The sequence below is a fragment of the Bacillus sp. sid0103 genome (assembly GCF_019219025.1).
This window is the reverse complement of sequence record NZ_JAHUWN010000009.1, coordinates 15,438-41,644: the sequence shown is the minus strand read 5'-3', so window position 1 is coordinate 41,644 and position 26,207 is coordinate 15,438. Positions and strand designations below refer to the sequence as shown.

Annotated in this window: 27 protein-coding genes; 25 read left to right on the top strand and 2 right to left on the bottom strand. The window is 39.7% G+C overall.

Annotated features, from left to right (window positions below; genetic code table 11):
• Nucleotides 1–148: 148 nt before the first annotated feature.
• Nucleotides 149–1,078, top strand: coding sequence for an ABC transporter ATP-binding protein (locus KW850_RS11785; protein ID WP_218347772.1), 930 nt, complete (start codon nt 149–151; stop codon nt 1,076–1,078).
• A complete protein-coding gene (locus KW850_RS11780; protein ID WP_218347771.1) occupies nt 1,071–2,015 on the top strand; it encodes an ABC transporter permease in 945 nt (314 codons plus the stop codon). Before KW850_RS11785 ends, KW850_RS11780 begins: the two co-directional genes overlap by 8 nt.
• A gap of 52 nt (nt 2,016–2,067) precedes the next feature.
• On the opposite strand, the gene KW850_RS11775 is transcribed toward KW850_RS11780, so the two are convergent.
• Entirely contained in the window at nt 2,068–3,342 is a 1,275-nt protein-coding gene (locus tag KW850_RS11775) for a replication-associated recombination protein A (RefSeq protein WP_218347770.1), read from the bottom strand.
• Nucleotides 3,343–3,682: 340 nt separating this feature from the next.
• Here KW850_RS11775 and cymR point away from each other — a divergent pair, with 340 nt between their 5' ends.
• From cymR to KW850_RS11665, 22 genes are all read left to right on the top strand, one after another.
• Nucleotides 3,683–4,102 carry a cysteine metabolism transcriptional regulator CymR gene (gene cymR, locus KW850_RS11770; RefSeq protein WP_218347769.1) on the top strand — a complete coding sequence of 140 codons (420 nt, stop codon included), beginning with the start codon at nt 3,683–3,685 and terminating at the stop codon, nt 4,100–4,102.
• A 45-nt stretch (nt 4,103–4,147) separates the two neighbouring features.
• Nucleotides 4,148–5,290 carry a cysteine desulfurase family protein gene (locus KW850_RS11765; RefSeq protein ID WP_218347768.1) on the top strand — a complete coding sequence of 381 codons (1,143 nt, stop codon included), beginning with the start codon at nt 4,148–4,150 and terminating at the stop codon, nt 5,288–5,290.
• A gap of 25 nt (nt 5,291–5,315) precedes the next feature.
• On the top strand, nt 5,316–5,513 hold the full coding sequence (locus tag KW850_RS11760) for a hypothetical protein (protein WP_218347767.1): 198 nt from the start codon (nt 5,316–5,318) through the stop codon (nt 5,511–5,513).
• Nucleotides 5,514–5,518: 5 nt separating this feature from the next.
• Nucleotides 5,519–6,637 carry a tRNA 2-thiouridine(34) synthase MnmA gene (gene mnmA / locus KW850_RS11755; protein ID WP_218347766.1) on the top strand — a complete coding sequence of 373 codons (1,119 nt, stop codon included), beginning with the start codon at nt 5,519–5,521 and terminating at the stop codon, nt 6,635–6,637.
• A 273-nt stretch (nt 6,638–6,910) separates the two neighbouring features.
• A complete protein-coding gene (locus KW850_RS11750) occupies nt 6,911–7,564 on the top strand; it encodes a tetratricopeptide repeat protein (protein WP_218347765.1) in 654 nt (217 codons plus the stop codon).
• A gap of 33 nt (nt 7,565–7,597) precedes the next feature.
• On the top strand, nt 7,598–10,045 hold the full coding sequence (gene recD2, locus KW850_RS11745) for an SF1B family DNA helicase RecD2 (protein ID WP_218347764.1): 2,448 nt from the start codon (nt 7,598–7,600) through the stop codon (nt 10,043–10,045).
• A 33-nt stretch (nt 10,046–10,078) separates the two neighbouring features.
• Nucleotides 10,079–10,552 (top strand): PRC-barrel domain-containing protein, encoded by a 474-nt coding sequence (locus tag KW850_RS11740; protein ID WP_218347763.1) that lies wholly within the window; start codon nt 10,079–10,081, stop codon nt 10,550–10,552.
• A gap of 11 nt (nt 10,553–10,563) precedes the next feature.
• Entirely contained in the window at nt 10,564–10,755 is a 192-nt protein-coding gene (locus tag KW850_RS11735; protein WP_218347762.1) for a hypothetical protein, read from the top strand.
• 83 nt (nt 10,756–10,838) lie between these two features.
• On the top strand, nt 10,839–10,973 hold the full coding sequence (locus KW850_RS11730) for a YrzQ family protein (protein WP_218347761.1): 135 nt from the start codon (nt 10,839–10,841) through the stop codon (nt 10,971–10,973).
• A 90-nt stretch (nt 10,974–11,063) separates the two neighbouring features.
• Nucleotides 11,064–12,155 (top strand): AI-2E family transporter, encoded by a 1,092-nt coding sequence (locus tag KW850_RS11725; RefSeq protein ID WP_218347760.1) that lies wholly within the window; start codon nt 11,064–11,066, stop codon nt 12,153–12,155.
• A 480-nt stretch (nt 12,156–12,635) separates the two neighbouring features.
• Nucleotides 12,636–15,272, top strand: a complete 2,637-nt coding sequence (gene alaS, locus KW850_RS11720; RefSeq protein WP_218347759.1) for an alanine--tRNA ligase — start codon at nt 12,636–12,638, stop codon at nt 15,270–15,272.
• Nucleotides 15,273–15,413: 141 nt separating this feature from the next.
• Nucleotides 15,414–15,680 (top strand): IreB family regulatory phosphoprotein, encoded by a 267-nt coding sequence (locus KW850_RS11715; RefSeq protein WP_066257787.1) that lies wholly within the window; start codon nt 15,414–15,416, stop codon nt 15,678–15,680.
• A gap of 3 nt (nt 15,681–15,683) precedes the next feature.
• A complete protein-coding gene (ruvX, locus tag KW850_RS11710) occupies nt 15,684–16,100 on the top strand; it encodes a Holliday junction resolvase RuvX (RefSeq protein ID WP_218347758.1) in 417 nt (138 codons plus the stop codon).
• A 12-nt stretch (nt 16,101–16,112) separates the two neighbouring features.
• Complete coding sequence (locus tag KW850_RS11705) at nt 16,113–16,424, top strand: DUF1292 domain-containing protein (RefSeq protein WP_218347757.1); 312 nt, start codon at nt 16,113–16,115, stop codon at nt 16,422–16,424.
• Between the two features lie 274 nt (nt 16,425–16,698).
• The gene (mltG, locus tag KW850_RS11700) at nt 16,699–17,835 is read left to right on the top strand and encodes an endolytic transglycosylase MltG (protein WP_218347756.1); all 1,137 of its coding nucleotides are present in this window, start codon (nt 16,699–16,701) and stop codon (nt 17,833–17,835) included.
• Nucleotides 17,836–18,137: 302 nt separating this feature from the next.
• Nucleotides 18,138–18,788, top strand: a complete 651-nt coding sequence (locus KW850_RS11695; protein ID WP_218347919.1) for an O-methyltransferase — start codon at nt 18,138–18,140, stop codon at nt 18,786–18,788.
• Nucleotides 18,785–19,714 (top strand): peptidase U32 family protein, encoded by a 930-nt coding sequence (locus KW850_RS11690; RefSeq protein WP_218347755.1) that lies wholly within the window; start codon nt 18,785–18,787, stop codon nt 19,712–19,714. The genes KW850_RS11695 and KW850_RS11690 overlap by 4 nt, the downstream gene beginning before the upstream one ends.
• Before the next feature lie 15 nt (nt 19,715–19,729).
• The gene (locus tag KW850_RS11685) at nt 19,730–21,001 is read left to right on the top strand and encodes a peptidase U32 family protein (RefSeq protein WP_218347754.1); all 1,272 of its coding nucleotides are present in this window, start codon (nt 19,730–19,732) and stop codon (nt 20,999–21,001) included.
• 1 nt (nt 21,002) lies between these two features.
• Complete coding sequence (gene udk / locus KW850_RS11680) at nt 21,003–21,638, top strand: uridine kinase (protein ID WP_218347753.1); 636 nt, start codon at nt 21,003–21,005, stop codon at nt 21,636–21,638.
• Nucleotides 21,639–21,800: 162 nt separating this feature from the next.
• On the top strand, nt 21,801–22,277 hold the full coding sequence (greA, locus tag KW850_RS11675; protein ID WP_218347752.1) for a transcription elongation factor GreA: 477 nt from the start codon (nt 21,801–21,803) through the stop codon (nt 22,275–22,277).
• Between the two features lie 88 nt (nt 22,278–22,365).
• Nucleotides 22,366–24,126 carry a peptidoglycan D,D-transpeptidase FtsI family protein gene (locus tag KW850_RS11670; RefSeq protein ID WP_218347751.1) on the top strand — a complete coding sequence of 587 codons (1,761 nt, stop codon included), beginning with the start codon at nt 22,366–22,368 and terminating at the stop codon, nt 24,124–24,126.
• Nucleotides 24,127–24,241: 115 nt separating this feature from the next.
• Entirely contained in the window at nt 24,242–24,928 is a 687-nt protein-coding gene (locus KW850_RS11665; protein WP_218347750.1) for a YrrS family protein, read from the top strand.
• A gap of 49 nt (nt 24,929–24,977) precedes the next feature.
• On the opposite strand, the gene KW850_RS11660 is transcribed toward KW850_RS11665, so the two are convergent.
• On the bottom strand, nt 24,978–25,181 hold the full coding sequence (locus tag KW850_RS11660) for a DUF2536 family protein (RefSeq protein ID WP_218347749.1): 204 nt from the start codon (nt 25,179–25,181) through the stop codon (nt 24,978–24,980).
• A gap of 317 nt (nt 25,182–25,498) precedes the next feature.
• Here KW850_RS11660 and mtnN point away from each other — a divergent pair, with 317 nt between their 5' ends.
• The gene (gene mtnN, locus KW850_RS11655; protein WP_218347748.1) at nt 25,499–26,197 is read left to right on the top strand and encodes a 5'-methylthioadenosine/S-adenosylhomocysteine nucleosidase; all 699 of its coding nucleotides are present in this window, start codon (nt 25,499–25,501) and stop codon (nt 26,195–26,197) included.
• The last annotated feature ends 10 nt before the right edge of the window (nt 26,198–26,207 follow it).

Genomic DNA, 26,207 nt, shown 5'->3' with positions numbered 1-26,207 from the left:
TGTATGAATATTTTGTTGAAATTTGCCGAAACCATCATTATTGAGAGTCTAAATTAACCAGTTAATCAATTATTTAGGAAGTTATAAGGAGGAAAATTTTTCTGCAATAAGATAAACTAGATAACGATACATAGAGAGGAGAGAGAGTTTGGAAACTATTGTTGAATTGAAAAATGTAACGAAGGTAATTAAAGGCCGCACTATCATAGATAACATAAGCTTTCAAGTTAACAAAGGAGAGGTCTTTGGCTTTTTAGGCCCAAATGGAGCTGGTAAAACAACGACGATTCGAATGATTGTAGGGTTAATGGCCATCACTTCAGGGGATATTGAGGTTGGCGGTTCTAGTATAAAAACTAGTTTCGAAGACGCAGTTCGTCATATCGGTGCAATTGTAGAGAACCCAGAAATGTATAAATTTTTGACAGGGTATCAAAATTTAATTCACTATGCAAGGATGGCAAATGGTATCTCAAAAGAGAAGATAGCCGAGATTGTGGAACTTGTAGGTCTATCTGACAGAATTCACGATAAAGTAAAAACCTATTCCTTGGGAATGAGACAAAGATTAGGATTGGCTCAATGTCTATTGCATGACCCTCAAGTTTTAATTCTCGATGAACCTACAAATGGATTAGATCCGGCAGGCATTCGAGAAATCCGTGACTATGTCCGCCTCCTAGCCCGTGAAAAAAATTTGGCCGTTATTGTTTCAAGCCATCTGCTTTCAGAAATGGAAATGATGTGTGACCGAATTGGCATTATTCAAAATGGCCGTTTGATTGATGTCCAGCTTGTCCAAGAGCTTGTTCACGGAGCTGCTGGAATGACCTATGAACTAGAAGTAGTCCCGGCAGATAAAGCCTTGAATTTGATTGAAGTTCACTATCCTAATGTCCGGGCAAATCGGTCAAGGAATGGGATAACAGTTGAAATGCCAAAAGAACAAATTCCGTTGTTAATTAAAACGTTTGTTAGTGAGGATATTCAAGTTTTTATGATTAGAGAAGTTGCGAAGACGTTAGAGGATCGCTTCCTTGAATTGACAGCTGATAAGGGGGTGCCTAATCGTGGTTAATTTAATTAAAAATGAGTGGATGAAAATTTTTAAACGCCCTGGCACCTATGTAATGATTGCGATTCTTATTGTCATCACATCCATCTTTGGGATTTTTCACAAATACCAGGAAAAGGATTTCAGCCTAGATAAAAACTGGGAACAAACATTACAACAGGAAAATGAAGCGTTGAAAAAGCAGATGAAGCAAAGCAATTCAAAGCTCGAGAAGCAATATTTCAAGGAAGAAATCGCCATTAATGACTACCGTATCAAGCATCATATTCCCTTCAATGAAAAATATAATGTCTGGACGTTTGTAAAAGATACATCTCAACTTATTATCCTTGCAGGCCTTTTTACCATTATCATTTCAGCTGGAATTGTTGCAAGTGAATTCAACTGGGGAACAATCAAATTGTTATTAATTCGACCGATAAACCGGAGCAAAATTTTGACCTCGAAATATTTGACTGTCCTATTGTTTGCTGTGTTGATGCTGGCAATTCTCTTTGTTTTCTCAACCCTGATTGGTGCCATTCTTTTTGGATTGCCAGACCATCCGGTTCCATATTTGAATTATGCTAATGGCCAGGTAACCGAACAACCGATTATTGTCCATTTGCTGGTCTATTATGGATTAAGTTCGATTGACACGATAATGTTAGCGACAATGGCTTTCATGATTTCATCCGTATTCAGGAACAGTTCCTTAGCAATCGGCTTATCCTTGTTTTTATTGTTTACTGGTGCCCAATTTACTGTATTGTTGTCCCTGAAATTTAGCTGGGCTAAATACATCTTATTTGCCAACACAAACCTAATGCAGTATGTAGAAGGAGCACCAATGGTTCAAGGAATGTCAATGTCCTTCTCAGTCATCATGCTGCTCATCTATTTTGCTGTTTTCCAAATATCGGCATTCGTTGTTTTCAAAAAACGAGATGTAGCCTCATAAAAAAGAAAAGGGTGTCAGGCACCATGTGAATTTTTCACATGGTGCCTGACACCTATTTTTTTCTTGTTAACTTTTCGTAGACGATGGCGAGAGCTTGTTCGAATTTTCCTGTTTTTTTGGGTTGGTAGTATTGTTTGTGTTTTAGTTTGTCGGGCAAGTATTGTTGTGGGACCCAGCCATTTTCGTAGTCATGAGGATATTTGTAGCCGATTCCTCTGCCAAGTTCTTTTGCCCCTTTGTAATGAGCATCCTTGAGATGGTCAGGTACTTCGCCGACGATGCCTTTTTGGATATCTTCGAGTGCAGACTGTATAGCTAGGACTGCCGAGTTAGATTTTGGTGACAGGCATAATTCTATCACAGCGTTTGCTAGGGGTATTCTTGCCTCGGGAAAGCCAATTCTTTCTGCTGTTTCAATCGCTGCTAATGTGCGGGCTCCAGCTTGTGGATTAGCTAACCCGACATCTTCATAGGCGATCACAATTAATCTTCGACTGATACTTGGCAGGTCCCCAGCCTCGATTAATCGCCCTAAATAATGTAGAGCGGCATTGACGTCGCTTCCGCGAATCGACTTTTGAAAAGCAGATAGGACATCATAATGCCCATCCCCGTCTTTATCAGCAACGAGGCTCTTTTTTTGCAAACATTCTTCAGCTGTTTCCACATTGATATGTATGATGCCATTTTCACCTTTATCCGTGGATAATACGGCTAATTCTAATGCGTTTAAAGAACTCCTTACATCTCCATTTGATCCTTGGGCAAAATGTAGTAATGCTTCCTCTGCAATCTCCACTTTGATTTTCCCTAATCCCCGCTCCTCATCCAATAGGGCCCGATTTAATGCTTGTATCACTTCATCAGGAGTTAACGGCTTTAACTCAAAAATCTGACAGCGGCTCCGGATAGCAGGATTAATGGCATGATATGGATTACTAGTGGTAGCGCCAATTAATACAATCATTCCGTTTTCTAGATATGGTAATAAAAAATCCTGCTTCCCTTTATCTAAACGATGGACTTCATCGAGAAGCAAAATCACTTTTCCCGACATTTTTGCTTCTGCTGCAACAATTTCCATATCTTTTTTATTATTTGTAACAGCATTAAGAGTTCGAAAGGCATATTTAGTGCTGCCTGCAATCGCACTGGCAATGGACGTTTTGCCAATGCCAGGCGGTCCATATAATATCATCGAGGTCAGCTGTTTCGCTTTTACCATTCTTGAAATTATTTTTCCATCGCCAACCAAATGCTGCTGCCCGACAACTTCTTCGATCGTTCTAGGCCGCATTCGGAATGCTAAAGGCTTTTGCTGCTGCATATTACATCTCTCCAAAATTTAATCACAATCTGACTTAATATAGCCTTACTTTATCATTTTCTGTTGAAAAAGCATATTAAAGAAGAATATGATATAATCTTAATGCCTATCAAATTACTATGGATTTTGTAGAAAAGGGGCGGAGCGTCGCAAGACGAATCGGTAAATCCAGTTTGAGTGAAAATAGTCATTTCACTTAAAATTGGTGAAGCCTAGCTCTGCTCACACTGCCTTTATTATGTTAGGATAGTTTTATAAACTTAATTGTGGTTCCATTGTAGGTACAGCTAAGAACGTCATTTTCTTAATAAATAGATATTATATGAAATAGAGGTGCGATATGAAAATTTCAACAAAAGGGCGCTATGGCTTAACGATTATGATTGAACTTGCCAAAAAACACGGTGAGGGTCCAACTTCATTAAAAACGATTGCACAAGCGAATGATCTATCTGAACATTATTTAGAACAATTAATTGCGCCATTGCGTAATGCAGGGTTAGTAAAAAGCATTCGTGGAGCATACGGCGGCTATATCTTAACTGATGCTCCATCAAAAATAACAGCTGGAGATGTAATTCGTGTTCTCGAAGGACCGATTACACCGGTTGAAGGGATTGAAGATGAAGAACCTGCCAAGCGGGAATTGTGGATTCGCATTCGTGATGCGATTAAGGACGTTTTAGAAAACACTACGCTAGAAGATTTAGCGAATCATAGTAATGATGAAGAGCCAGAAGGATATATGTTTTATATTTAGGGTAAAAAAGTAACATTGAGAATTATTTTGATAGAAGGTGTAATTGTGGAACGAATCTATCTCGACCATGCTGCAACATCGCCTATGCATCCAAAGGTTATTGATAAAATGATCGAGGTAATGCAATCAACTTTCGGAAATCCTTCCAGTATCCATTCATATGGAAGGGAAGCCCGTCATTTAATTGATCAAGCACGCTCCGTTTTAGCGGGCAGCATTGGCGCAAAGGAAAACGAGATTATTTTTACAAGTGGTGGAACAGAAGCAGATAATATGGCGTTATTTGGAGTGGCTGAAACCTATCAGCATAATGGCAAACATATCATCACCTCTAAAGTGGAACATCATGCAGTTCTTCACGCTTGTCAAAGATTAGAAAAAATGGGTTATGAAGTCACCTATTTACATGTTGATGAAAAAGGGCAAATTTCTTTGGATGAATTACGTTCAGCCTTAAGGGAAGATACCATTTTAGTTTCCATTATGTATGGAAATAACGAGGTAGGGACGCTTCAACCTATTAACGAAATTGGACAGTTATTAAAGGATCATCAAGCTATCTTCCATACCGATGCGGTCCAGGCCTATGGAGTTGAAAAAATTGATGTCGATCAAAGTTTTATTGATTTGTTATCAGTGTCTGCTCATAAAATCAATGGACCAAAAGGAACAGGCTTCCTATATTCAAGATCGACTGTAAAACTCTCACCACGATCCTTCGGTGGTGAGCAAGAAAGAAAAAGACGTGCAGGGACAGAAAATATTGCTGCCATTGTTGGGTTTCATGAAGCTGTGTTAATTTCAAATGAACATCGGGAAGCCAAGTGTGAGCAATTTATGGGATTGAAGCGAACGTTGATCGAACGGCTACGTGAACTAGATGTAGAATTTGACATAAACGGATTACTTGAAAAATCCTTGCCGCATGTATTAAACTTAAGCTTTCCTGGGACAAGTGTGGAAGCAATGCTAGTCAATCTCGATTTAGCAGGAATTGCTGTATCAAGCGGTTCAGCCTGTACAGCGGGCTCCATTGAACCATCCCACGTGCTTGTTGCCATGTTTGGAAAACAATCAGAGCGTTTAACCAATTCCATCCGTTTTAGCTTTGGCTATAATACCACTACTGACAACGTAGTAAAGGCAGCTGAAGAAACGGCAAGAATTGTTTCACGTTTGAAAAAATAAATCGAATGTTATTTTTGGCAAGGCTATGTTAAAGCCTATAGTTGATTTTGGCACCCAGTTGATCTACGTTCCAGGCGCGAAAACTCCTGCTGGAGGACGGGGCAGGCGAGACCGCGCAGGAGCACAGCGACGAGGAGGCTCCCAGGACCGCCCGCGAACCTCACGCGCTTGGAGCGGAAATCAACAGGCAAGTTTAACAGACCCTTGGGCAAAAGAGAGGTGAAAATCATGGAGAAAAAAGATCCGAAAAATATAAGAGTGGTTGTAGGAATGTCGGGTGGTGTAGATTCTTCTGTGGCAGCACTTTTGTTGAAGCAGCAAGGATATGATGTTATCGGCATATTTATGAAAAACTGGGATGACACGGATGACACCGGTTTTTGTACAGCAACAGAAGATTATGAGGATGTCATTCGTGTTTGTAACCAAATCGGCATTCCATATTATGCAGTTAATTTTGAAAAACAATATTGGGATAAGGTATTTACCTATTTCCTTGATGAATATAAAGCAGGACGGACCCCTAATCCGGATGTAATGTGCAATAAGGAAATTAAATTTAAAGCTTTCCTCGAGCATGCAATGAATTTAGGGGCGGACTATTTAGCTACCGGTCACTATGCACAAGTAGAATTTCGTGATGGAGAATATAAAATGCTCCGCGGTCTAGATGAAAATAAGGATCAAACGTATTTCTTGAACCAACTGACCCAAGATCAATTAAGTAAGGTAATGTTCCCGATTGGTAATCTTGAAAAACCAAGAGTTCGGGAGATTGCTAAAGAAGCAAACCTTGCTACTGCTACTAAAAAAGATAGCACTGGGATTTGTTTTATAGGAGAACGGAATTTTAAAGAGTTCTTAGGACAATATTTGCCGGCTCAGCCAGGGAACATGGAGACCTTCGATGGTGAAGTCAAAGGGAAACACGAGGGCTTAATGTATCATACGATTGGGCAACGGCATGGACTAGGGATTGGCGGGTCCGGTGAACCATGGTTTGCCATCGGTAAGGATTTAGAAAGAAATATCCTGTATGTAGGCCAAGGTTTTCATAATGAAAAACTCTATTCAGACTCCATTACCGCTGTCGGAGTCAGCTGGGTGTCGAACCGTGAGCAACCAGCCGAATTTAAATGCACCGCAAAATTCCGCTATCGTCAGGAAGATAATAACGTAACCGTGCGTCTGTTGGAGGATGCCCAGGTTGAGGTTATTTTCGATGAACCGATTCGTGCCATCACGCCAGGACAAGCTGTTGTTTTTTACAATGGTGACGAATGTCTAGGCGGTGGGACTATTGATAAAGTCTTTAAAAATGGTGAACGTTTAACATATGTTGGATAATAGTAACCTGATTCCTCTCATGGAGTCAGGTTTTTTTGTGAGAAAATCTGTTTGGCGGAATAAATAACATAGACGGCGGAATTCCTTCAAAGGATGGCGGAATCAATATCCAATTTGGCGGAATTCCCTTTGCAATCGGCGGAATTCCTCCCAAAATCGGCGGAATCCCCTGTTCACTTCAACCTAACAGAAAATTGCTCAAACCACTTACTGCACTTGAAATTATTTTTTGATGAAATATGATATACTTTCTCTTAGATTGGAGTGGTAATAATGGATAAAAACCAATTAGGTGTACAATACATGCAGGAAGGCAACTTGGAAGAGGCGGCAAAGGCCTTTAATGAAGCCATTCAAGAAAACCCAAACGACCCTGTTGCCTATATTAATTTCGGAAATGTTCTTTCCGCGGTGGGCGACGACGAAAAGGCGCTTAATTTTTATCAAAAGGCAATTAAAATAGATGAGAATGCTGCTGCAGCTTATTATAGTATAGGAACTTTGTTATTTAGCAAGGACCTTTTCCCCGAAGCTAAAAATATGTTCGAAACAGCCATGAAAAAGGGGCTTCAGTCCAGTGATAATTACTTTATGTTGGGGCTGACGCTTGTTCAGTTGGAGCAAGGGAAATTTGCGCTTCCTTATTTACAAAGAAGTGTGGAACTAAATGAAAACGATGCAGAGGCCCGTTTTCAGTACGGATTATGTCTTGCCCAGTTAGAATTTATTCCTGAAGCGCTCATTCAATTTGAAAAGTGTATAGAGCTCGATCCTAATCATTCCGACGCCTATTATAATTTAGGTGTTACTTATGCATTTCAAGACGAACCGGCCAAAGCATTAGAAATGTTCCATAAAGCTCTCGCCATTCAACCGGATCACCTGCTTGCAGGTCATGCGAAAAAATTATTAGAAAACAATCAATAATCATCCTTATTTTTCAAGAAGGGAGGGTGCCAAATGGAAAAGCAAGACACGTTGGATTTATTTGCCGAGCAAGGGAAATTTGTTAAGGGTAGACCGATAGTCACCATTTTTCACAATGAACAAAACCTTTACACCGTTTTACGGATAAGAGTCGATGAAACCAATCATTCCTATGAGGACAAAGAAGCAGTGGTCACCGGATATTTTCCCAAAATTCATGAACAAGAAACCTATATCTTTTTTGGGGAATTCAAGGATCATCCCAAGTTTGGTCTTCAATTTCATACCAATCATTTCCGCAAGGACATGCCCCAATCAAAACAAGGGGTAATCAACTATTTATCGGGGGAAATGTTTAAAGGGATTGGGAAAAAGACTGCTGAAAACATCGTTGAAACCTTAGGAGAAAATGCCATCTCCAAAATTCTCAATCAACCGAGTTTACTTGACTCCATTCCAAAGCTCCCTCCTGAAAAAGCAAAAATGCTTTACGATACATTGATGGAACATCAAGGACTTGAGCAAGTCATGGTTGCCTTAAATCAATATGGGTTTGGACCTCAGATTTCAATGCGAATTTATCAAGCATATAAAGATGAAACGCTTGAAATTATGCAAAAGAATCCCTATAAGCTTGTGGAAGATATCGAAGGCATCGGCTTTGGCCGGGCTGATGAGTTGGGATACCAACTTGGGATTTCAGGAAACCATCCCGACCGAATTAAAGCCGCCTGTCTCTACATCCTTGAAAATGAAAGCATGCAGACGGGTCATGTATTTATAAAGGCTGAGGACTTATTAGAACAAGTAAAAGCACTTTTAGAAGAGAACAAGCGAGATCAAATCGAATACATAGATATTTCTAATGAAGTCATCAAGCTGCAAGAAGAGGGTAAATTAATTGGTGAAGAGAAACGCGTGTATTTGCCCACCTTATATTTTGCTGAAAAGGGGCTTGTAACGAATATCCACCGGATCCTTGCACAAACGGAATATAAGGATCAATTTCCAGAATCTGAATTTCTCCTCGCATTAGGGAGTTTAGAGGAACGGCTGGGAGTACAGTATGCTCCAACACAGCGAGAGGCTATCCAAACAGCGTTAATGTCACCGATGTTGATGTTAACTGGTGGACCTGGAACAGGAAAAACAACTGTTATCAAAGGAATTGTTGAACTTTATGCAGAATTGCATGGATGTTCCTTAGAGCCGAAGGATTACCAGAAAAAAGGTGAGCCTTTCCCTTTCCTTTTGGCTGCCCCGACAGGAAGAGCTGCCAAAAGGATGAGTGAATCCACTGGACTGCCAGCGGTGACGATCCACCGTCTTTTGGGATTTAATGGCACAGAAGGGTTTGACCGCGATGATACGAGCCCGTTGGAAGGGAAAATTATCATCGTAGATGAAACCTCCATGCTTGATATTTGGCTCGCTAATCAATTGTTTAAGGCGCTGCCAGAAAATATTCAGGTGATCATGGTAGGTGATGAAGATCAATTACCATCGGTAGGACCGGGCCAGGTCTTAAAAGATTTGCTGACATCTGGACGAATCCCAACCGTACGCTTAACGGATATCTACCGTCAAGCAGAAGGCTCTTCGATTATTGAACTAGCGCACGAGATTAAAAAAGGTTATTTGCCTGCGGATATCACCGTGAAGCAAGCAGACCGTTCGTTTATTAAATGCTCCACTGCACAGGTTACACAGGTAGTAGAGAAAGTTGCCCTTAATGCCAAAAATAAAGGCTATTCGGCAAAGGATATTCAAGTATTAGCACCCATGTACAGGGGGCCTGCTGGAATTGATCGTTTAAATGTGTTATTGCAGGAAATTTTTAATCCAAACCCGGATGGTAAGAGAAAGGAAATTGCATTTGGTGAGGTCAAATATCGAATTGGCGATAAGGTTCTCCAATTGGTGAATCAACCAGAGAGCAATGTTTTTAACGGGGATATTGGCGAAATTATTTCGATTATCTATGCGAAAGAAAACACTGAAAAACAGGATATGATTTATATTTCCTTTGAAGGCAATGAAGTCGAATATACGCGACAGGACTTAAATCAAATCACTCACGCCTATTGTTGTTCCGTCCATAAATCGCAGGGGAGTGAATTTCCCATTGTCATCCTGCCCGTGACAAGAAGCTATTATCGAATGTTACGCCGGAATTTGATTTATACCGCGATTACAAGAAGTAAACAATCCCTGATCCTTTGCGGTGAGGTAGATGCTCTTAAAATGGGTATCGAAAGAGCGGATGAACTTTCCCGTCAAACAACCTTATGTCAAAAATTACAAGAGTCTATTGCAGTAAAACCAGATGTGAGCGGAAGGCATGAACAAACCACACCTAAAGCAGAGAATACTGATGGTGATAAACAAATTTCAGTCTCCTACGAAGAAGAAATCATGCGGGCCAATCCAATGGTTGGCATGGAAAACGTTACACCTTATGATTTCATGGAGATTGACTAACACTAGAAATGTTCACAGGAGGTGGGACACTCTTTGCGGACATTTTCCTTATTGAAAGGCCAGCCTGTTTTTGATACAAAAAGCGGTCAAAAAATGGGTGAAGTTAGTGATTTATGTATTTCTAGCACAGGCAAGGTGAATGGCTTATTGGTAAAAAAAGGCGTTTTTTTCAAACAATCCTTATTTTTGGATATCCAACAAGTGGCTTCCTTCGGTGCAGATGGGGTAATGATTAAGGATACCAGCTCTTTAGAAAAGCTGAAAGATCCAGAATATACATTTACCCATCAACATTCAATTGACGGGATGATGATGCTTTCGAAAAGTGGAGAATCCCTGGGTTTATTAAAAGATGTATATTTTCAGGAAGAATTGGGCACAATCATAGGGTACGAAATCACGGATGGCTTCTTTTCGGATCTTACGGAAGGCAAACAAGTCATTCAATCCGGGAAGCCCTTAGCAATCGGAAAGGATGCCATTATCGTAGATGTAAATAATACGTGAGGTGTCTTTTCATGTTTAAGTGTCCCAATTGTCAAAGCAAGGATATCGGTAAAATTGGTATCAACCAGTATTACTGCTGGAATTGCTTTATCGAACTTTCAGTAAACAAAGGCCTTATCAGTACTCATCAAGTCGAAGAAGACGGGTCACTAAGTTCCTTGGATGATTTGTTTGAAGAAGAAGAACGTCGTTACACCCTTTAAGAGAGAAAAGCGGAAGCGCTAAGCGATAAAGTTATCAAAGTTAGTTTGAAACTTATTTAACGTCTATTAAAGAGGTGAAACGTATGAATAAAATGATGACGACTATGATTGCTTTTGGTGCTGGGATGGCTGCGTATAATGTGGCCACAAGAAATAATATGATGTCAGCCCGCAATATGAAGAGAATGACAAAGAAAGTAAAACGGGCTTTATTCTAGAATGAAATCCCCCTCGAACCTGAGGGGGATTTTTTGAATGCATAATTCCACCAAGGGTCTCTAAAACTAACCTGAAGGAGGCTCGGAGGCGTGGAAATTCGAATGAAATGGTATTACCGTATCGGTTTTGTACTCCTTTTATTAATTGCCATTTATGTTTTTCTCAAAATTCGTTTTGTATGGCTGCCAATCCTTAGGGTGTTGGTCATTATCATTCTCCCCTTTGCGATTGGAGGATTTATTACCTATTTGCTTCATCCGATTGTGGAGAAATTGCATCAAAAGGGGCTGCATCGAGGGCTTGCAATTTTTCTCATTTATATTCTATTTTTTGGAGGAATTGGCCTAGGCGTCTATAAAGGTGTACCGGCGATGATTGACCAATTAAAAGACCTCTCCGACAGTGCACCCGTTTTAGCGGAGCAATATAGGGGTTGGATTGCAACACTTGAATCAAACACCAAAAAATGGCCAGACGGTTTGCAATCGAGAATTGATGAAGGTATTGATGCATTTGAAAAGAAGTTGGACTCCCTCTTGACAGTTATCGTCAATATATTAATTAGGTTCCTCAATTCGGCACTTATCATGATGATTATTCCATTCATTGCCTTTTATATGTTAAAGGATTTTCCATTAATCAAACGGACACTCTGGTATATAACACCTAAGCAGTGGCGGAAAAAAGGGACACTCTTCCTTAAAGATGTCGATGAATCGCTTGGCAGTTATATCAGGGGACAGCTTTTGGTTTGTTTCATCATTGGCGGTGTCTCTGCCCTTTTGTTTTGGTTGTTTCATTTAAAATACCCGTTAATATTAGGCCTAATTGTTGGTGTCACCAATGTCATTCCCTATTTTGGACCGATAATTGGGGCCGTCCCAGCCGTCATCATTGCTGCCACATCATCGGTAAAATTAGTATTGATTACACTAGTCATTGTTTTTGGGCTTCAATTTCTTGAAGGAAACATCTTATCTCCTATGATTGTTGGGAAAAGTCTTCATATGCACCCTTTAATTATTATGTTGGCGTTAACAGCTGGGGGAGAGGTTGGGGGAATCCTGGGACTAATCTTGGCAGTACCAGTCCTAGTTGTGATAAAAGTAGCGATTATCCACGCAAAAAATCATTTTATCAGGAGAAAAGCAAAAGAACCTCACACATTAGCGGAAGATTGATTGACAAACTTTTTTCCGGTGGCTATAATTCGTGATATAGAATACTTGTATGAAAATGTTGAAGGATAGAGTATGTTGTAGACCATCTATAACGCATTTGCGTAGAAGAGAGGAGCTTCCTTGGCTGAAAGAAGCTCTAGATGAAGGACGACAGAAAGCTAATCTGGAGTGCAGCTAACCACTGCCGTTTCCCGCGTTAAGGGATTTTGAGAGATGGATACGGAAGTGTGTATCCGTAATCAGGGTGGTACCGCGAGATGAGCTCTCGTCCCTGTTTTTGGGGATGAGGGCTTTTTTGTATGCTTTTTTATAGTCTGGCTCCAACGCCCGCGGCCAGTGAGCAAGCCATCTCCCCCCTATGATAAGTCAACATCGGATCGCTATCGCTCTCCGTGTTTCCTGTATCTTAGTCGGAGCAGTCTAGTCCATACGCTGCTAACGGGCGCTTCCGCTTTTCAAAAAATAAAGGAGGTCTACATAATGAAAAATTTAACAGGCTCACAAATTCGTTCTATGTTTTTAGAGTTTTTTAGCAAAGAAAAAGGACACACGATTGAACCAAGTGCATCTCTTGTGCCCCATGATGATCCATCATTATTATGGATTAACAGCGGTGTCGCAACTTTAAAGAAATATTTTGATGGCCGGGTTGTTCCAGAGAATCCGAGAATTACAAATGCTCAGAAATCAATTAGAACCAACGACATTGAGAATGTAGGGAAGACAGCACGTCACCATACCTTCTTTGAGATGCTCGGTAACTTTTCCATTGGTGAGTATTTCAAGGTGGAAGCGATTGAATGGGCATGGGAGTTTTTAACGTCAGAAAAATGGATTGGCTGGGATCAAGAATTACTTTCGGTTACAATCCATCCTGAGGACAACGAAGCATTTGATATTTGGCATAACACGATTGGTATCCCAGAAGAACGAATTATCCGACTTGAGGGGAATTTCTGGGATATAGGGGAAGGTCCAAGTGGTCCAAATACAGAAATTTTTTATGACCGCGGGCCCGAATATGGAAACGATCCAACAGACCCTGAGCTTTATCCCGGCGGTGAAAATGACCGCTATCTTGAAGTCTGGAACTTGGTATTTTCTCAATTCAACCATAATCCAGATGGCACGTATACTCCGCTGCCAAAGAAAAATATTGATACAGGGATGGGATTAGAACGTATGGCTTCTGTTGTTCAAAATGTCCCTACCAATTTTGATACAGATTTATTTATTCCGATTATTCGAGCTACAGAAGAGATTTCTGGTGAGAAATACGGCCAAAACAAAGAAATCGATGTTGCATTCAAAGTAATAGCTGACCATATTCGGACAGTTGCTTTTGCTGTCGGCGATGGGGCTCTACCTTCTAACGAAGGTCGCGGATATGTGCTTCGCCGTCTGCTTCGCAGAGCTGTTCGATATGCAAAACAAATTAATATTAATCGTCCATTCATGCATGAACTCGTTCCAGTTGTTGGCGAAATCATGGATGATTTCTATCCAGAAGTAAAGGACAAAACAGATTTCATACAAAAAGTCATCAAGAGTGAGGAAGAACGCTTCCATGAGACTCTCCATGAAGGCTTAGCGATTTTAGCAAATGTGATTAAGAAGGAAAAAGAAAAAGGCAGTGACACAATCACAGGTGCTGATATTTTCCGACTTTACGACACATATGGATTCCCTGTCGAATTAACTGAAGAATATGCTGAAGAGGAAGGGATGAAGGTTGATCATGCTGGCTTTGAGGTAGAAATGGAGCAGCAGCGTGAACGTGCCCGTGCAGCTAGACAAGATGTCGATTCAATGCAGGTACAAGGCGGGGTCCTTCGAGATGTTAAGGTTGAAAGTAAATTTGTTGGTTACAATGAACTCCAAACGAATTCATCCGTGGTTGCAATTATTAAAAATGGTGAACTAGTTGAAACGGCTTCTAGTGGTGAGGAAGTACAATTAATTCTTGATGTGACACCATTCTATGCCGAGAGCGGCGGACAAATTGCCGACCGTGGCGTGATAGAAGGTGAAGGAAGCACCGTAGCAGTTAAGGATGTTCAGAAAGCACCTAATGGTCAAAACCTTCATCAAGTTATTGTTAAAGCTGGAACAATTAAGACGAACGACAAAGTGACTGCGGTGGTGGATGCGGAAAATCGTGTCAAGATTATTAAAAACCATACAGCTACACATTTGTTACACCAAGCCTTAAAAGACGTACTTGGCGAGCACGTTAATCAAGCAGGTTCCCTTGTCGAACCTGATCGTCTCCGATTTGACTTTTCGCATTTTGGCCAAATTAAACCAGAAGAACTGGAACAAGTTGAAAAAATCGTTAACGAAAAGATCTGGAAAAATATCGAACTCGACATCAGCTTAAAACCCATTGCTGAAGCGAAAGCAATGGGAGCTATGGCTCTATTTGGTGAAAAATATGGTGATATTGTCCGTGTAGTAAGAGTTGGTGATTACAGCCTTGAACTTTGCGGTGGATGCCATGTTCCAAATACCTCTGTGATTGGATTATTTAAAATTATCTCTGAAGGCGGAATTGGTGCTGGAACGAGACGTATTGAAGCAGTAACTGGTGAATCTGCATACAAGTCACTAAATGAGCAGGTAGGCTTGTTAAAGGATGCTGCTGAGAAACTAAAAACCAATCCAAAAGATATCGTGAACCGCATTGATAGTTTAATGCTTGAAATTAAACAACTTCATAGAGAAAACGAATCTCTTGCAACAAAACTTGGAAATATCGAAGCTGGAAACCTCGTTTCTAAAGTAAAAGAAATCGATGGAGTAACGGTGTTAGCGGCGAATGTTCAAGGTGCTGATATGAACAACCTAAGAAATATGGCTGATGACTTGAAGCAAAAGCTTGGATCCGTCGTGATTGTTTTGGGAAGTGCACACGAAGGAAAGGTTAACTTAATTGCTGCAGTAACGAAGGACCTAATTGAAAAAGGATACCATGCAGGAAAACTGATTAAAGAAGTTGCTTCTCGTTGCGGCGGCGGCGGCGGCGGCCGTCCTGACATGGCTCAAGCTGGTGGTAAAGACCCAGAAAAGCTCGATGCAGCGCTTCAATTCGTAGAGGAATGGGTAAAATCCATTTGATAATAAAATAAAGTAGTGTAAAATGTAGGTAACTAGAAAAGCGGAGCGCCTTGTCCAGGGAAAAAAGTAGTTCATTTTTTCCTAGGCGCTGTAGCTAGACATTAGAACATTTCTCCTCTAATAAAAAGCGAGGTGCATGCAATGAGCTCATTTGACAAAACGATGCGATTTAATTTTCCTGAAGAACCATTTGAACATGATATAAACGATGTTCTTCTTCAGGTGTATGAAGCTTTGCAGGAAAAAGGCTACAATCCGATCAACCAAATCGTTGGTTATCTATTATCAGGAGACCCCGCCTATATTCCTCGTCATCGTGATGCCCGCAATATTATTCGCAAGCTTGAACGTGATGAAATTATTGAGGAATTAGTAAAGTCCTATCTTAAACAACAGCGAGAGGGTTAATGAATGCGCGTATTGGGATTAGATGTAGGCACGAAGACAGTCGGTGTTGCGTTAAGCGATGAATTTGGCTGGACTGCACAGGGCCTCACCACTCTCAAAATCAATGAAGAAAAAAATGAGTTTGGTTTTGAGGAAATTGGTCAATTAATAAAAGAGTATCAAGTAGAGAAAGTTGTCATCGGCCTGCCGAAAAACATGAACGGGACAATTGGACCGCGTGCAGAAGCGAGTATGCAATACGCAACTGAAGTTGAACAAAGATTTGCAGTCCCTGCTATCTTATGGGACGAGCGTCTTACAACAATGGCAGCAGAGCGCGTTTTACTTGAAGCCGACGTAAGTCGGAAAAAACGGAAAAAAGTAATTGATAAGATGGCAGCAGTCATGATTCTGCAAGGCTATCTAGATAGTAAAAATTAATGAGGTGAAGAAATGGTAAACGAACACGACCATGAACATGAAGAAGATCAATTTATAACACTTGTAGACGAAAATGGTAATGAGCAATTACATGAAGTACTTTTTACTTTTGATTCTGAAGAGTTCGAAAAATCATATGTATTCTTTTATCCAGTAGGCTCTTTTGATGATGAAGAAGAGGATGTCGACATTCACGTCTACGCCTATATTCCTACAGAAGACGGCGGATATGGTCCGTTAATGCAAATTGAAACCGAAGAAGAATGGGATATGGTTGAAGAAGTTTTTAATACCTTCAACGAGGATCAAGAAGACGAAGAATAGAATAGGATAAACCGGCTGATTCATTGGCCGGTTTTTTTTTGCTATGTTTCATTGTTGATTTGGCACTATGTTGATTGGAGCGAAGCGCCTGTAGAGGAAATCAACAAGCAAGTTAAACAGAACCTTTTTCTGATAACATCTGACAATTTTATTGATAAATTGACATTTTTCTTACTATGTGCTGAAATAATTAAGATGTCTATTTTTTTGAAATACATTAGTATATTACCAACCTAGTCAATCATTCCATGGTCTATAGGGAAGGGGGAGTCATATGACAACAGAGAAAACAGATACAAAAAAAGATGTTATTCGCAAAAAAATGCTTGAACACCAAAAGGAAGCAAAAGTTGTCAGAAAGATCGTTTTAATTATTACTGTTTTATTGCTATTATTTATTGTCTTAATTAGTGGCGGAGGATATTTCTATATTGAATCAGCGCTTAAGCCTGTGGACGCCGATAGTAAGAAATTAAAACAGGTAGATATTCCGATGGGTTCATCCGTAACAGGGATTGCTGAAAGATTAGAATCAAAAGGGATCATAAAAAGTGCAAAGGTTTTTAAATATTATGTCAAGTTAAAAAATGAAGCTGGATTTATGGCAGGCGAGTATCAACTAAGTCCTTCTATGGATGTCCCTGAAATCGTCAGCCGCCTAAAAACTGGAAAAGTACTGGCGCAAGCCAGTTTTAAAATAACGATTCCTGAAGGAAGACAACTGAAGGAAATTGCTGCGATAATGGCAAAAGCAACTAAACAGAATGAAAATGATGTGTTTATTAAATTAAACGACAAAGAATTTATTAAAACACTAATGGCTAAGTACCCTGATATATTAACAGAAGAAATCCTAAATTCGTCGGTTAAATATCCGCTTGAAGGTTATTTATACCCTGCAACCTATCCTTTTTACAAAAAGAATCCGTCTGTTGAGGAAATGGTTGCTGCAATGCTTACGAAAACAAGGACAGTTTTATCTGGATATGCAGAAAAAAGTGAAAAGAAAAAGCTTTCCGTTCATCAACTATTGACTATGGCCTCATTAGTAGAAGAGGAAGCAACGGAAAAAGCTGACCGTAAAACAATCGCAAGTGTTTTTTATAACCGCATCAAAAAGGGAATGATGCTCCAAACAGATCCAACCGTTCTTTATGCGCAAGGGAAACACAAGGCCAGGGTATTATACAAGGATCTAGAAGTGGATTCTCCATATAACACATACCAAAATACTGGTTTACCCCCTGGTCCAATTGCGAGTGCCGGAAAGTCTTCAATTGAAGCATCACTTGAACCTGCGGACACAGACTTTTATTACTTTCTAGCTACTGCGGACGGAGATGTTATTTTTACAAAAACACTTGAAGAACATAATAAAGAAAAAGCAAAGCATATTACTAGTAAAAAATAATGGTTTAAACGAGGGGAACATCTTTTCCCTCGTTTTTGTATTGAAACTTGCGGATGTTTTATGATAAAATAATTCAAGTGTTTAATAAATGATCCATAGCGTAACTCACAGTAAAGGTAACCTAAGCAGCTGCTGCTTGGAATGCATGATGACGGGAAAATTGCCCGTTAATGCTAAAGATTACTGTGAACGCTATTTTTTCATGTCTAAAGACCATTTTGGTTAGAGATAATAAAAGTATTTTACTTAGAGAATTGCTATCTTCGATGCAATTCTTATTTAAGGATAGAGGTGAGGGCAGCTTGTTAAATGAAAAGCTGCATTCTTATATTGAAGGTCTTATTTCTGAGCGAAATCCGTTATTAACAGAAATGGAGAATTATGCGAGTGTGCATCATGTCCCTATTATGGAACTGTCGGGCATAGAAACCATGCTTCAATTATTGCGGATTCACCGTTCAGATCGAATACTTGAGGTCGGAACAGCGATTGGTTATTCAGCATTACGGATGGCCAATGCGCTGCCACATGCCGATATTGTTACAATCGAACGTGATCTTGAACGGATCGAGGCGGCTGAACAATTTATTCAACGTTCGGAGCACAGTCATCAAATTACTTTAATTAAAGGTGATGCGCTAGAAGTTGAAGATGTTGTTAAAGAACATGCCTTATTCGACGCCATTTTTATAGATGCTGCAAAAGGTCAATATAAAAAGTTTTTCGAGATGTATGCTAAATATCTTAAAGATGATGGCATGATCATTACGGATAATGTTTTATTTAAAGGTTTGGTTGCAGAACAGGAAATTGAAACTAAGAGAATTCGTAATCTTGTTAAAAAAATTGATGAATTTAACCACTGGATAATGAGCCATCCTGATTATGATTCTGTCATTCTACCCGTAGGGGATGGGGTTGCTATAAGCAAAAGAAGAGGTGAGAGAAAATGAAAAAACCAGAATTACTTGTAACTCCCTTAACAGTCAATGATATCTTGCCATTAATTGATGCAGGTGCAGATGCGTTTGTGGTCGGTGAACAACGCTACGGCTTACGACTTGCTGGAGAATTTACTCGTCAAGATGTTCAAAAGGCTATTGAACTAGCACATTCAAAATGTAAAAAAGTTTATGTGGCTATGAATGCAATTTTTCATAATGAGAAAATTGATGAATTGGATGGCTATATTAAATTTGTCTCGGACGCTAAGGCAGATGCGATTATTTTCGGTGATCCGGCCGTATTAATGACCGTAAGAGAAATTGCACCAGATATGAAAATGCATTGGAGTACTGAGACAACTGGTACCAACTGGTTTACATGCAACTATTGGGGTAAAAAAGGTGCTAAAAGAGCGGTATTAGCACGAGAAATCAATATGGACGCTATTATTGAAACGAAAGAAAATGCAGAAGTGGAAATCGAAGTTCAAGTTCATGGGATGAGCTGTATGTTCCAATCAAAACGCTCCTTGTTAGGGAATTATTACGAATACCAAGGAAAAGTATTGGAAATCGAAAATCGAAAAATGGGAAAAAACATGTTCCTTCATGATAAAGAGCGTGAAAATAAATATCCTATTTTTGAAGATGAAAATGGAACACATATCATGAGTCCAAATGATATGTGTATCATTGATGAACTGCAAGAGATGCTTGAAGCGGGAGTAGACTCATTTAAAATAGATGGAATTTTAAAAAGCTCAGAATATATTCTTGCTGTTACTAAGGCTTACCGTGCTGCGATTGATTTGTTCAGCGAAGATCCAGATGCTTATGAAGATAAAAAGGACGAACTATTAGCTGAAATTGAAGCCATTCAGCCGGAAAATCGTTTATTAGATACAGGATTCTTTTTCAAAGAGACAGTTTATTAAGGAGGGGGTTCAACTATGAATACAGTTAAAGATAAGATTTCTGAAATTATCGACGGAAAACGTGTCATTGTTAAGAAGCCGGAACTCCTTGCTCCAGCTGGAAATCTTGAAAAATTAAAAATTGCTGTCCATTATGGTGCAGATGCGGTGTTTATCGGTGGACAGGAATATGGACTTCGATCTAATGCAGATAACTTTACCTTCGAAGAAATGAAAGAAGGGGTAGAGTTTGCGAGAGAATATGGGGCAAAGATTTATGTAACGACCAATATTTTTGCCCATAATGAAAATATGGATGGTTTAGAGGAGTATATCCTTGGCTTGAAGGAAACAGGGATTGCAGGAATTATTGTTGCAGACCCGTTAATTATTGAAACCTGCCGCCGTCTTGCACCGGAGATTGAAATTCATATTAGTACACAGCAATCACTTTCTAACTGGAAAGCAGCCCAGTTCTGGAAAGAGTCCGGGGCAGAACGCGTTGTTTTAGCACGTGAGGTAAGTGCTGAAGAAATTAGAGAAATGAAAGAAAAAGTTGATGTGGAGATTGAAACCTTTATTCATGGTGCAATGTGTATCGCTTATTCTGGCCGTTGCACATTAAGCAACCATATGACGGCAAGGGATTCTAACCGTGGTGGCTGCTGTCAATCATGCCGCTGGGATTATGATCTTTACCAACTTGAAGGCAGCAATACAGAAGTGGCTCTTTATGAAGAAGGAGACGCTCCATTTGCAATGAGCCCGAAAGATCTTAACTTAATTCAAGCTATCCCGCAAATGATTGAACTAGGTATCGATAGTTTAAAAATTGAAGGCCGGATGAAATCAATCCATTATATTGCAACAGTTGTCAGCGTTTATCGTAAGGTAATCGATGCCTATTGCGCCGATCCTGAGAACTTTGTCATTAAAAAGGAATGGTTAACAGAGCTTGATAAGTGTGCGAATCGTGAAACAGCACCAGCATTTTTTGAAGGTGTTCCTGGGTATAAAGAGCAAATGTTTGGTAATCATAGCAAGAAGACAAATTTTGAATTTGTAGGTCTTGTATTAGATTATAATCATGAAACTCAAATGGTTACACTCCAGCAGCGCAACCATTTTAAACCTGGTGACGAAGTCGAATTTTTTGGACCAGAAATTCAAAACTTTACACATGTAATTGATAATATATGGGATGAAAAAGGTAATGAACTGGATGCTGCAAGACATCCACTTCAAATTGTACAATTTAAATTGGACAAACCGGTCTACCCTAACAACATGATGCGAAAGGAGAACTAGCATGACCCGCAAACCGGTTGTTATTGGTGTAACCGGCGGCTCCGGCTCCGGAAAAACCAGTGTAACAAAATCCATTTATGAAACGTTGAAAGATCATTCCATTTTAGTACTTGAACAGGATTATTATTATAAGGACCAGAGTAATTTACCATATGAGGAACGATTGAAAACCAATTATGATCATCCTCTGGCTTTTGATAATGATTTACTGATTGAACATATTGAAAAACTTTTACGATATGAAACAATCGAAAAACCTGTTTATGACTATTCCATTCATACACGGTCAGACAAAGTCATCCCTGTGGCACCGAAAGATGTTATCATTTTGGAGGGAATCCTAGTACTTGAGGACGAACGGCTCCGGAATTTAATGGACATTAAATTGTACGTCGATACCGATGCGGATTTACGAATCATTCGCCGTCTGACTCGCGATATTAGCGAGCGCGGGCGGACATTTGATTCCGTTATAGAGCAATATCTCAATGTTGTGCGTCCTATGCATAATCAATTTATCGAGCCAACTAAGCGATATGCAGATATCATTATCCCTGAAGGCGGCCATAACCATGTGGCAATCGATTTAATGGTCACAAAAATTCAAACAATTCTTGAACAAAAGTCATTTTTATGAAACAATAGCAAAAGAATAGTCTAAAATTATAAATTCAGACTGGAGAAATATTTCTGTCGCGCGCCCTTTTAAAAGAGGACGCGCTACTATCTATTGTGCTGAATAGCATAGTATTACATAAAGTACATACACAATTCTTAAGGACTAGAAGGAGTGAGGGTTTTGGCTACAGAGAAAGTATTTCCGATGACGCAAGCAGGTAAAGAAAAACTTATCCAAGAACTTGAATACTTAAAATCAGTGAAACGTAAAGAAGTGGTCGAAAGAATTAAAATTGCGAGAAGTTTCGGAGATTTATCTGAAAACTCTGAGTACGATTCTGCGAAAGAAGAACAGGCTTTTGTTGAAGGACGTATTACAACTTTAGAAAATATGATCCGCAATGCCAAGATTATTGCAGAGGCTGCTATGGCTAGCGACTCTGTTACATTAGGTAGTCAAGTTACGTTTGTTGAACTGCCAGATGGGGATGAAGAAACGTATTCCATTGTTGGAAGCGCTGAAGCTGATCCATTTGAAGGGAAAATCTCAAATGACTCACCAATCGCCAAAAGCCTATTAGGTAAAAAAGTAGGCGATCAAGTGTCCGTTCAAACCCCTGGCGGTGAAATGAGCGTTCGAATTGTAAGTATTAAATAATTGTACTTATAACTATTTTTGGTCTTTCATGTGAATAATTGATTGAAATAAGTAAACCTCGTCAAAACTTTTGACGAGGTGTTTTTTTATGTGGCGAAAACGAGCTATTGTGTGGCTCATTATTTCTATTACCGGGTTTCTGTTACTTTTAGGACGATTAATGCAAATTCAGTTAATAGAGACGGAGACCTTTTCTAAACATAACGTAAATTTACTAGAAGAAAGTGTGAAACAAAGGACACAAGAACTAGTTATTGATAATGGGAGAGGAAATTTTTTAGACCGAAACGGTACCATGCTTACGCATAAAAAGGTGTCAGTTCTAGTTCTTTTTCCTTTTTTAAAAAAGATGGACTGGGATGCTGACAAGGTTTCATCCATTTCTGGTATTCCAGTACATGTTCTTAAACATGCCGTGGATGGGGCGAAAAAGCCATTTGCCTATGGCGACCCTGAACCATTTGAACTTACCACTTCACAAAAGGATCGAATCAATGGTTTAAAAATTCCTGGAGTCTTTGCCATTGAGAAGAAGTTTGAACGATCAGAAATACCGGCGGAACAATTGATTGGGCTAACAGGAGAAAATGCAAATGAATTAAAAAAACGTTATCCGGATAAGGAATTAGCGGAGAAAACCTTGATTGGTGTGTCAGGGCTGGAGGAAAGCTTTGACGAGTTCCTTATCCCTGAAGGAAAGTCAAAGCTCGTTTATCACGTCGATGGAGGCGGAGCACCGCTGTTTGGTATTAATGTTAAATATGTCGATCCTGCCAATCCTTTTTATCCAGTTAATATTCGGACAACCCTTGATAGGACTCTGCAGCAAAAAGCGGAGGATTTAGTTGACCAGTATCAAATCAAAAAAGGGGGCCTCGTTCTCCTTAATATTCAGGATAATAGTATCCTCTCCCTTGTTTCGAGGCCTACTATCAATAAAAATGACCCATACAATGGTAGTGGAATGACAAATATGATGTTAAAGCAGCAGATCATGGGTTCCGTTTTCAAAACGGTTGTCGCAGCTGCTGCCATTGATCATGGGCTTGATAATGCTACGCGTTTGTTTGATTGTAGTAAAAAAATCAATGGAAAACCTGAATTAAAATATAATTATGGGATGTTGGATTTTACAAATAGCTTTGCGAGAAGCTGTAATCGGACATTCGGTGAACTAGCAGCTGAATTACAAAAAATGAATCCGCATCTCCTAGAGGATTATGCCGCAAAATTGTCGCTCATTGGTTCGGTAGGCTGGCAAGGAGATATTTATCATACAAATGACTTCAAGCAACTTGCTGATGAAGATAAAGGCAGAGTGTTTCTTTCTGATGACGCGAGAAAGGATGCAAATTTTGCCGCAATGTCTGGAATTGGACAGCATGAGGTGCGGGCAACCCCGCTAGCTGTCGCAAATATGATGGCAACCATCGCAAGAGGTGGAGTAAAGACAATGGTTAGAGCCGTTTCAAAAATAGAGTATAAGAACGGGACAACGATGGTTGATTTTCCAAAAGAGAACCTAAAGGGTGATCACATCTCCCCCTATACCGCGATGAAACTACAAAGATTACTGCGTGAAGTAGTAATGAACCCGAACGGAACGGGAAGATGGTTTAAGGACTTACCCTACGAAGTAGCAGGGAAATCAGGTACGGCAGAAACAGGAAAATTTCAGGCTGGACAGCAGCTCCATAATAAATGGTTTGCAGGTTATTTCCCTTATGAAAATCCCAAATATGTCCTTGTTGCAGTGAATTTGGATGTCGTCGATTCGGAAGGCGGGGTTAATTTGTTATTTGCTGATATGGTTAAAATATTGTATAAAAAAGATCATGGGATGCAATAGGAAAAGGTTTTTCCTTCAAGTTCTCTTAAAATCATGTTAGAATATTGAGAGTCTATAAATGATGGCTCCAGTACCATGAAGAGCCACTGTATATTTATTTTAGGAGGGAATATAATTGACTAATTCGCGTTCAGGTTATCGTGCGAAAAGAAAAAAGACCAATATCGTCTTAAATAGTTTAATCATCGTTGTGCTCCTGCTCATAATTTTTGTAGCATACAATATTTTTGCAACTGGAAATGACAATGCTTCACCGAAAAAAGAAACCACTAAAACAGAGCAAAAAGAAAAAAAGGAAACAGAGCAGAAAAAGACAGAAGAAGTCACCTCTACTGAAAATGACAGTGTCACTGATGCTGCAGCCGAAGATGATCAACAAAGTGAAGAGACTGCAGCCACAGAGGATTCTAAAACAACGGATGATGCATCGGTACCAGAGGAAGCCGATAAATCACAGGAAGTGGTAACAGAAGGAACCGGGAATGGTAATGTGACTAAAGTCACCGAGAATCCATCATGGCAACCAGTTGGCACAACGCAAGCAGGCGAGCATACAGCTGTTTATGATCAATCATCTGTTGACTGGCAGGAAATGTTGAATGCCATTTCCTATGCTACTGGTTTAGATCAAGGTAATATGACCGTGTATTGGCTGGGAAGAGATAGATCGACAACAAATGGATCGTTTGCAACAGTTGCTTCAAAGGATAAACAGCAAAAGTACAATGTGTATATTCAGTGGGTTGATGGCCAAGGTTGGAAACCAACAAAGGTAGAAGAGCTTGCTGAAATTAACCAGTAATGATATTGTAAAACCTCTCGATCATAACGAGAGGTTTTTTTGCATGGTTTTACTTCTTTTTAAAATGGACGACTGCGGTAAAGTATGTTTGACCATTTTCGATCACATGCATTTGGTGGGATACGGAATGAACGGACAGCAGTATTGCTCGATTTTCGTCAATTTGAGACTCTATCTTTTTCTGCAAAGTCTTTAGATTAGTGGCTTCGAAAAACTCTACTTTATCCTCTATTAGGTCAAATTGAAAATTCATAAAATCACCTTCCTACTAGCTAATATTTTAGCCTTTTCATGGCATACTCTCAATAAAATTGTGTAGAACCTTGTTAATTATGATAAATTGGGAACAGGTTTTTCTCTAATTCATAGTATACTTATAGGATTGGTTATTAAACCTAGACGGATACAAGAGAGGAAGTCAGCTCTTTGTGGCATGCTTTTTTCAAAAGAGGTAGAATAGGGTTTGCGGATACGATATATGAATCCGAGGAAGATTATGAGCAGAAATTGTTACGACCCTTAGCAACATGTTTATTTGAGGGCGTAAATAATTAAGAAAGAGGTCAAAATATGAAAATTGCAATCATCGGAGCAATGGAAGAAGAAGTAACGTTACTTAGAGACAATATCGAGGATCAAACACAGGAATCCATCGCCGGATGTGAATTTACTTTTGGGAAAATGCATGAGGCGGATGTCATATTGCTTCGCTCTGGGATTGGTAAAGTTAATGCAGCTATGTCAACTACTATTCTGCTTGAAAAATATAAGCCTGATTGCATCATCAATACCGGTTCTGCAGGTGGCTTTAATCCTTCACTAAATGTAGGGGATGCGGTGATTTCAACAGAGGTCCGACACCATGATGTAGATGTAACCGCATTTGGATATGAATATGGTCAAGTACCGCAGCTTCCAGCTGCATTTATTGCAGATGAAAAATTAATATCGGCTGCCGAAACTGCCGCACAAGAACTAGATAATTTCCAAATCGTCAAAGGCCTAATTGTCACAGGTGATTCATTTATGGAAGACCCGGTCCGCGTTGATTTTGTCCGTTCGAAATTTAAAGACCTGCAAGCTGTCGAAATGGAAGCAGCTGCGATCGCGCAAGTGGCCCATCGATTTGGCGTTCCTTTCGTGATTATTCGCTCCCTTTCAGATATAGCAGGAAAAGAATCCGAACTTTCGTTTGATCAATTTATTGATAAAGCGGCAACTAATTCTGCAACGCTTGTGATGAAAATGGTGGCAGCTTTACGATCATAGAGGTGAAGAC

Coding starts and splice junctions, on each gene's coding strand:
- KW850_RS11775 (WP_218347770.1), bottom strand. CDS start 3,342: ATGCAGCAGCAAAAGCCTTTAGCATTCCGAATGCGGCCTAGAACGATC.
- cymR (WP_218347769.1), top strand. CDS start 3,683: ATGAAAATTTCAACAAAAGGGCGCTATGGCTTAACGATTATGATTGAA.
- KW850_RS11760 (WP_218347767.1), top strand. CDS start 5,316: ATGTTAAAGCCTATAGTTGATTTTGGCACCCAGTTGATCTACGTTCCA.
- mnmA (WP_218347766.1), top strand. CDS start 5,519: ATGGAGAAAAAAGATCCGAAAAATATAAGAGTGGTTGTAGGAATGTCG.
- KW850_RS11750 (WP_218347765.1), top strand. CDS start 6,911: ATGGATAAAAACCAATTAGGTGTACAATACATGCAGGAAGGCAACTTG.
- recD2 (WP_218347764.1), top strand. CDS start 7,598: ATGGAAAAGCAAGACACGTTGGATTTATTTGCCGAGCAAGGGAAATTT.
- KW850_RS11735 (WP_218347762.1), top strand. CDS start 10,564: ATGTTTAAGTGTCCCAATTGTCAAAGCAAGGATATCGGTAAAATTGGT.
- KW850_RS11730 (WP_218347761.1), top strand. CDS start 10,839: ATGAATAAAATGATGACGACTATGATTGCTTTTGGTGCTGGGATGGCT.
- alaS (WP_218347759.1), top strand. CDS start 12,636: ATGAAAAATTTAACAGGCTCACAAATTCGTTCTATGTTTTTAGAGTTT.
- KW850_RS11715 (WP_066257787.1), top strand. CDS start 15,414: ATGAGCTCATTTGACAAAACGATGCGATTTAATTTTCCTGAAGAACCA.
- ruvX (WP_218347758.1), top strand. CDS start 15,684: ATGCGCGTATTGGGATTAGATGTAGGCACGAAGACAGTCGGTGTTGCG.
- KW850_RS11705 (WP_218347757.1), top strand. CDS start 16,113: ATGGTAAACGAACACGACCATGAACATGAAGAAGATCAATTTATAACA.
- mltG (WP_218347756.1), top strand. CDS start 16,699: ATGACAACAGAGAAAACAGATACAAAAAAAGATGTTATTCGCAAAAAA.
- KW850_RS11690 (WP_218347755.1), top strand. CDS start 18,785: ATGAAAAAACCAGAATTACTTGTAACTCCCTTAACAGTCAATGATATC.
- KW850_RS11685 (WP_218347754.1), top strand. CDS start 19,730: ATGAATACAGTTAAAGATAAGATTTCTGAAATTATCGACGGAAAACGT.
- udk (WP_218347753.1), top strand. CDS start 21,003: ATGACCCGCAAACCGGTTGTTATTGGTGTAACCGGCGGCTCCGGCTCC.
- KW850_RS11670 (WP_218347751.1), top strand. CDS start 22,366: ATGTGGCGAAAACGAGCTATTGTGTGGCTCATTATTTCTATTACCGGG.
- KW850_RS11660 (WP_218347749.1), bottom strand. CDS start 25,181: ATGAATTTTCAATTTGACCTAATAGAGGATAAAGTAGAGTTTTTCGAA.
- mtnN (WP_218347748.1), top strand. CDS start 25,499: ATGAAAATTGCAATCATCGGAGCAATGGAAGAAGAAGTAACGTTACTT.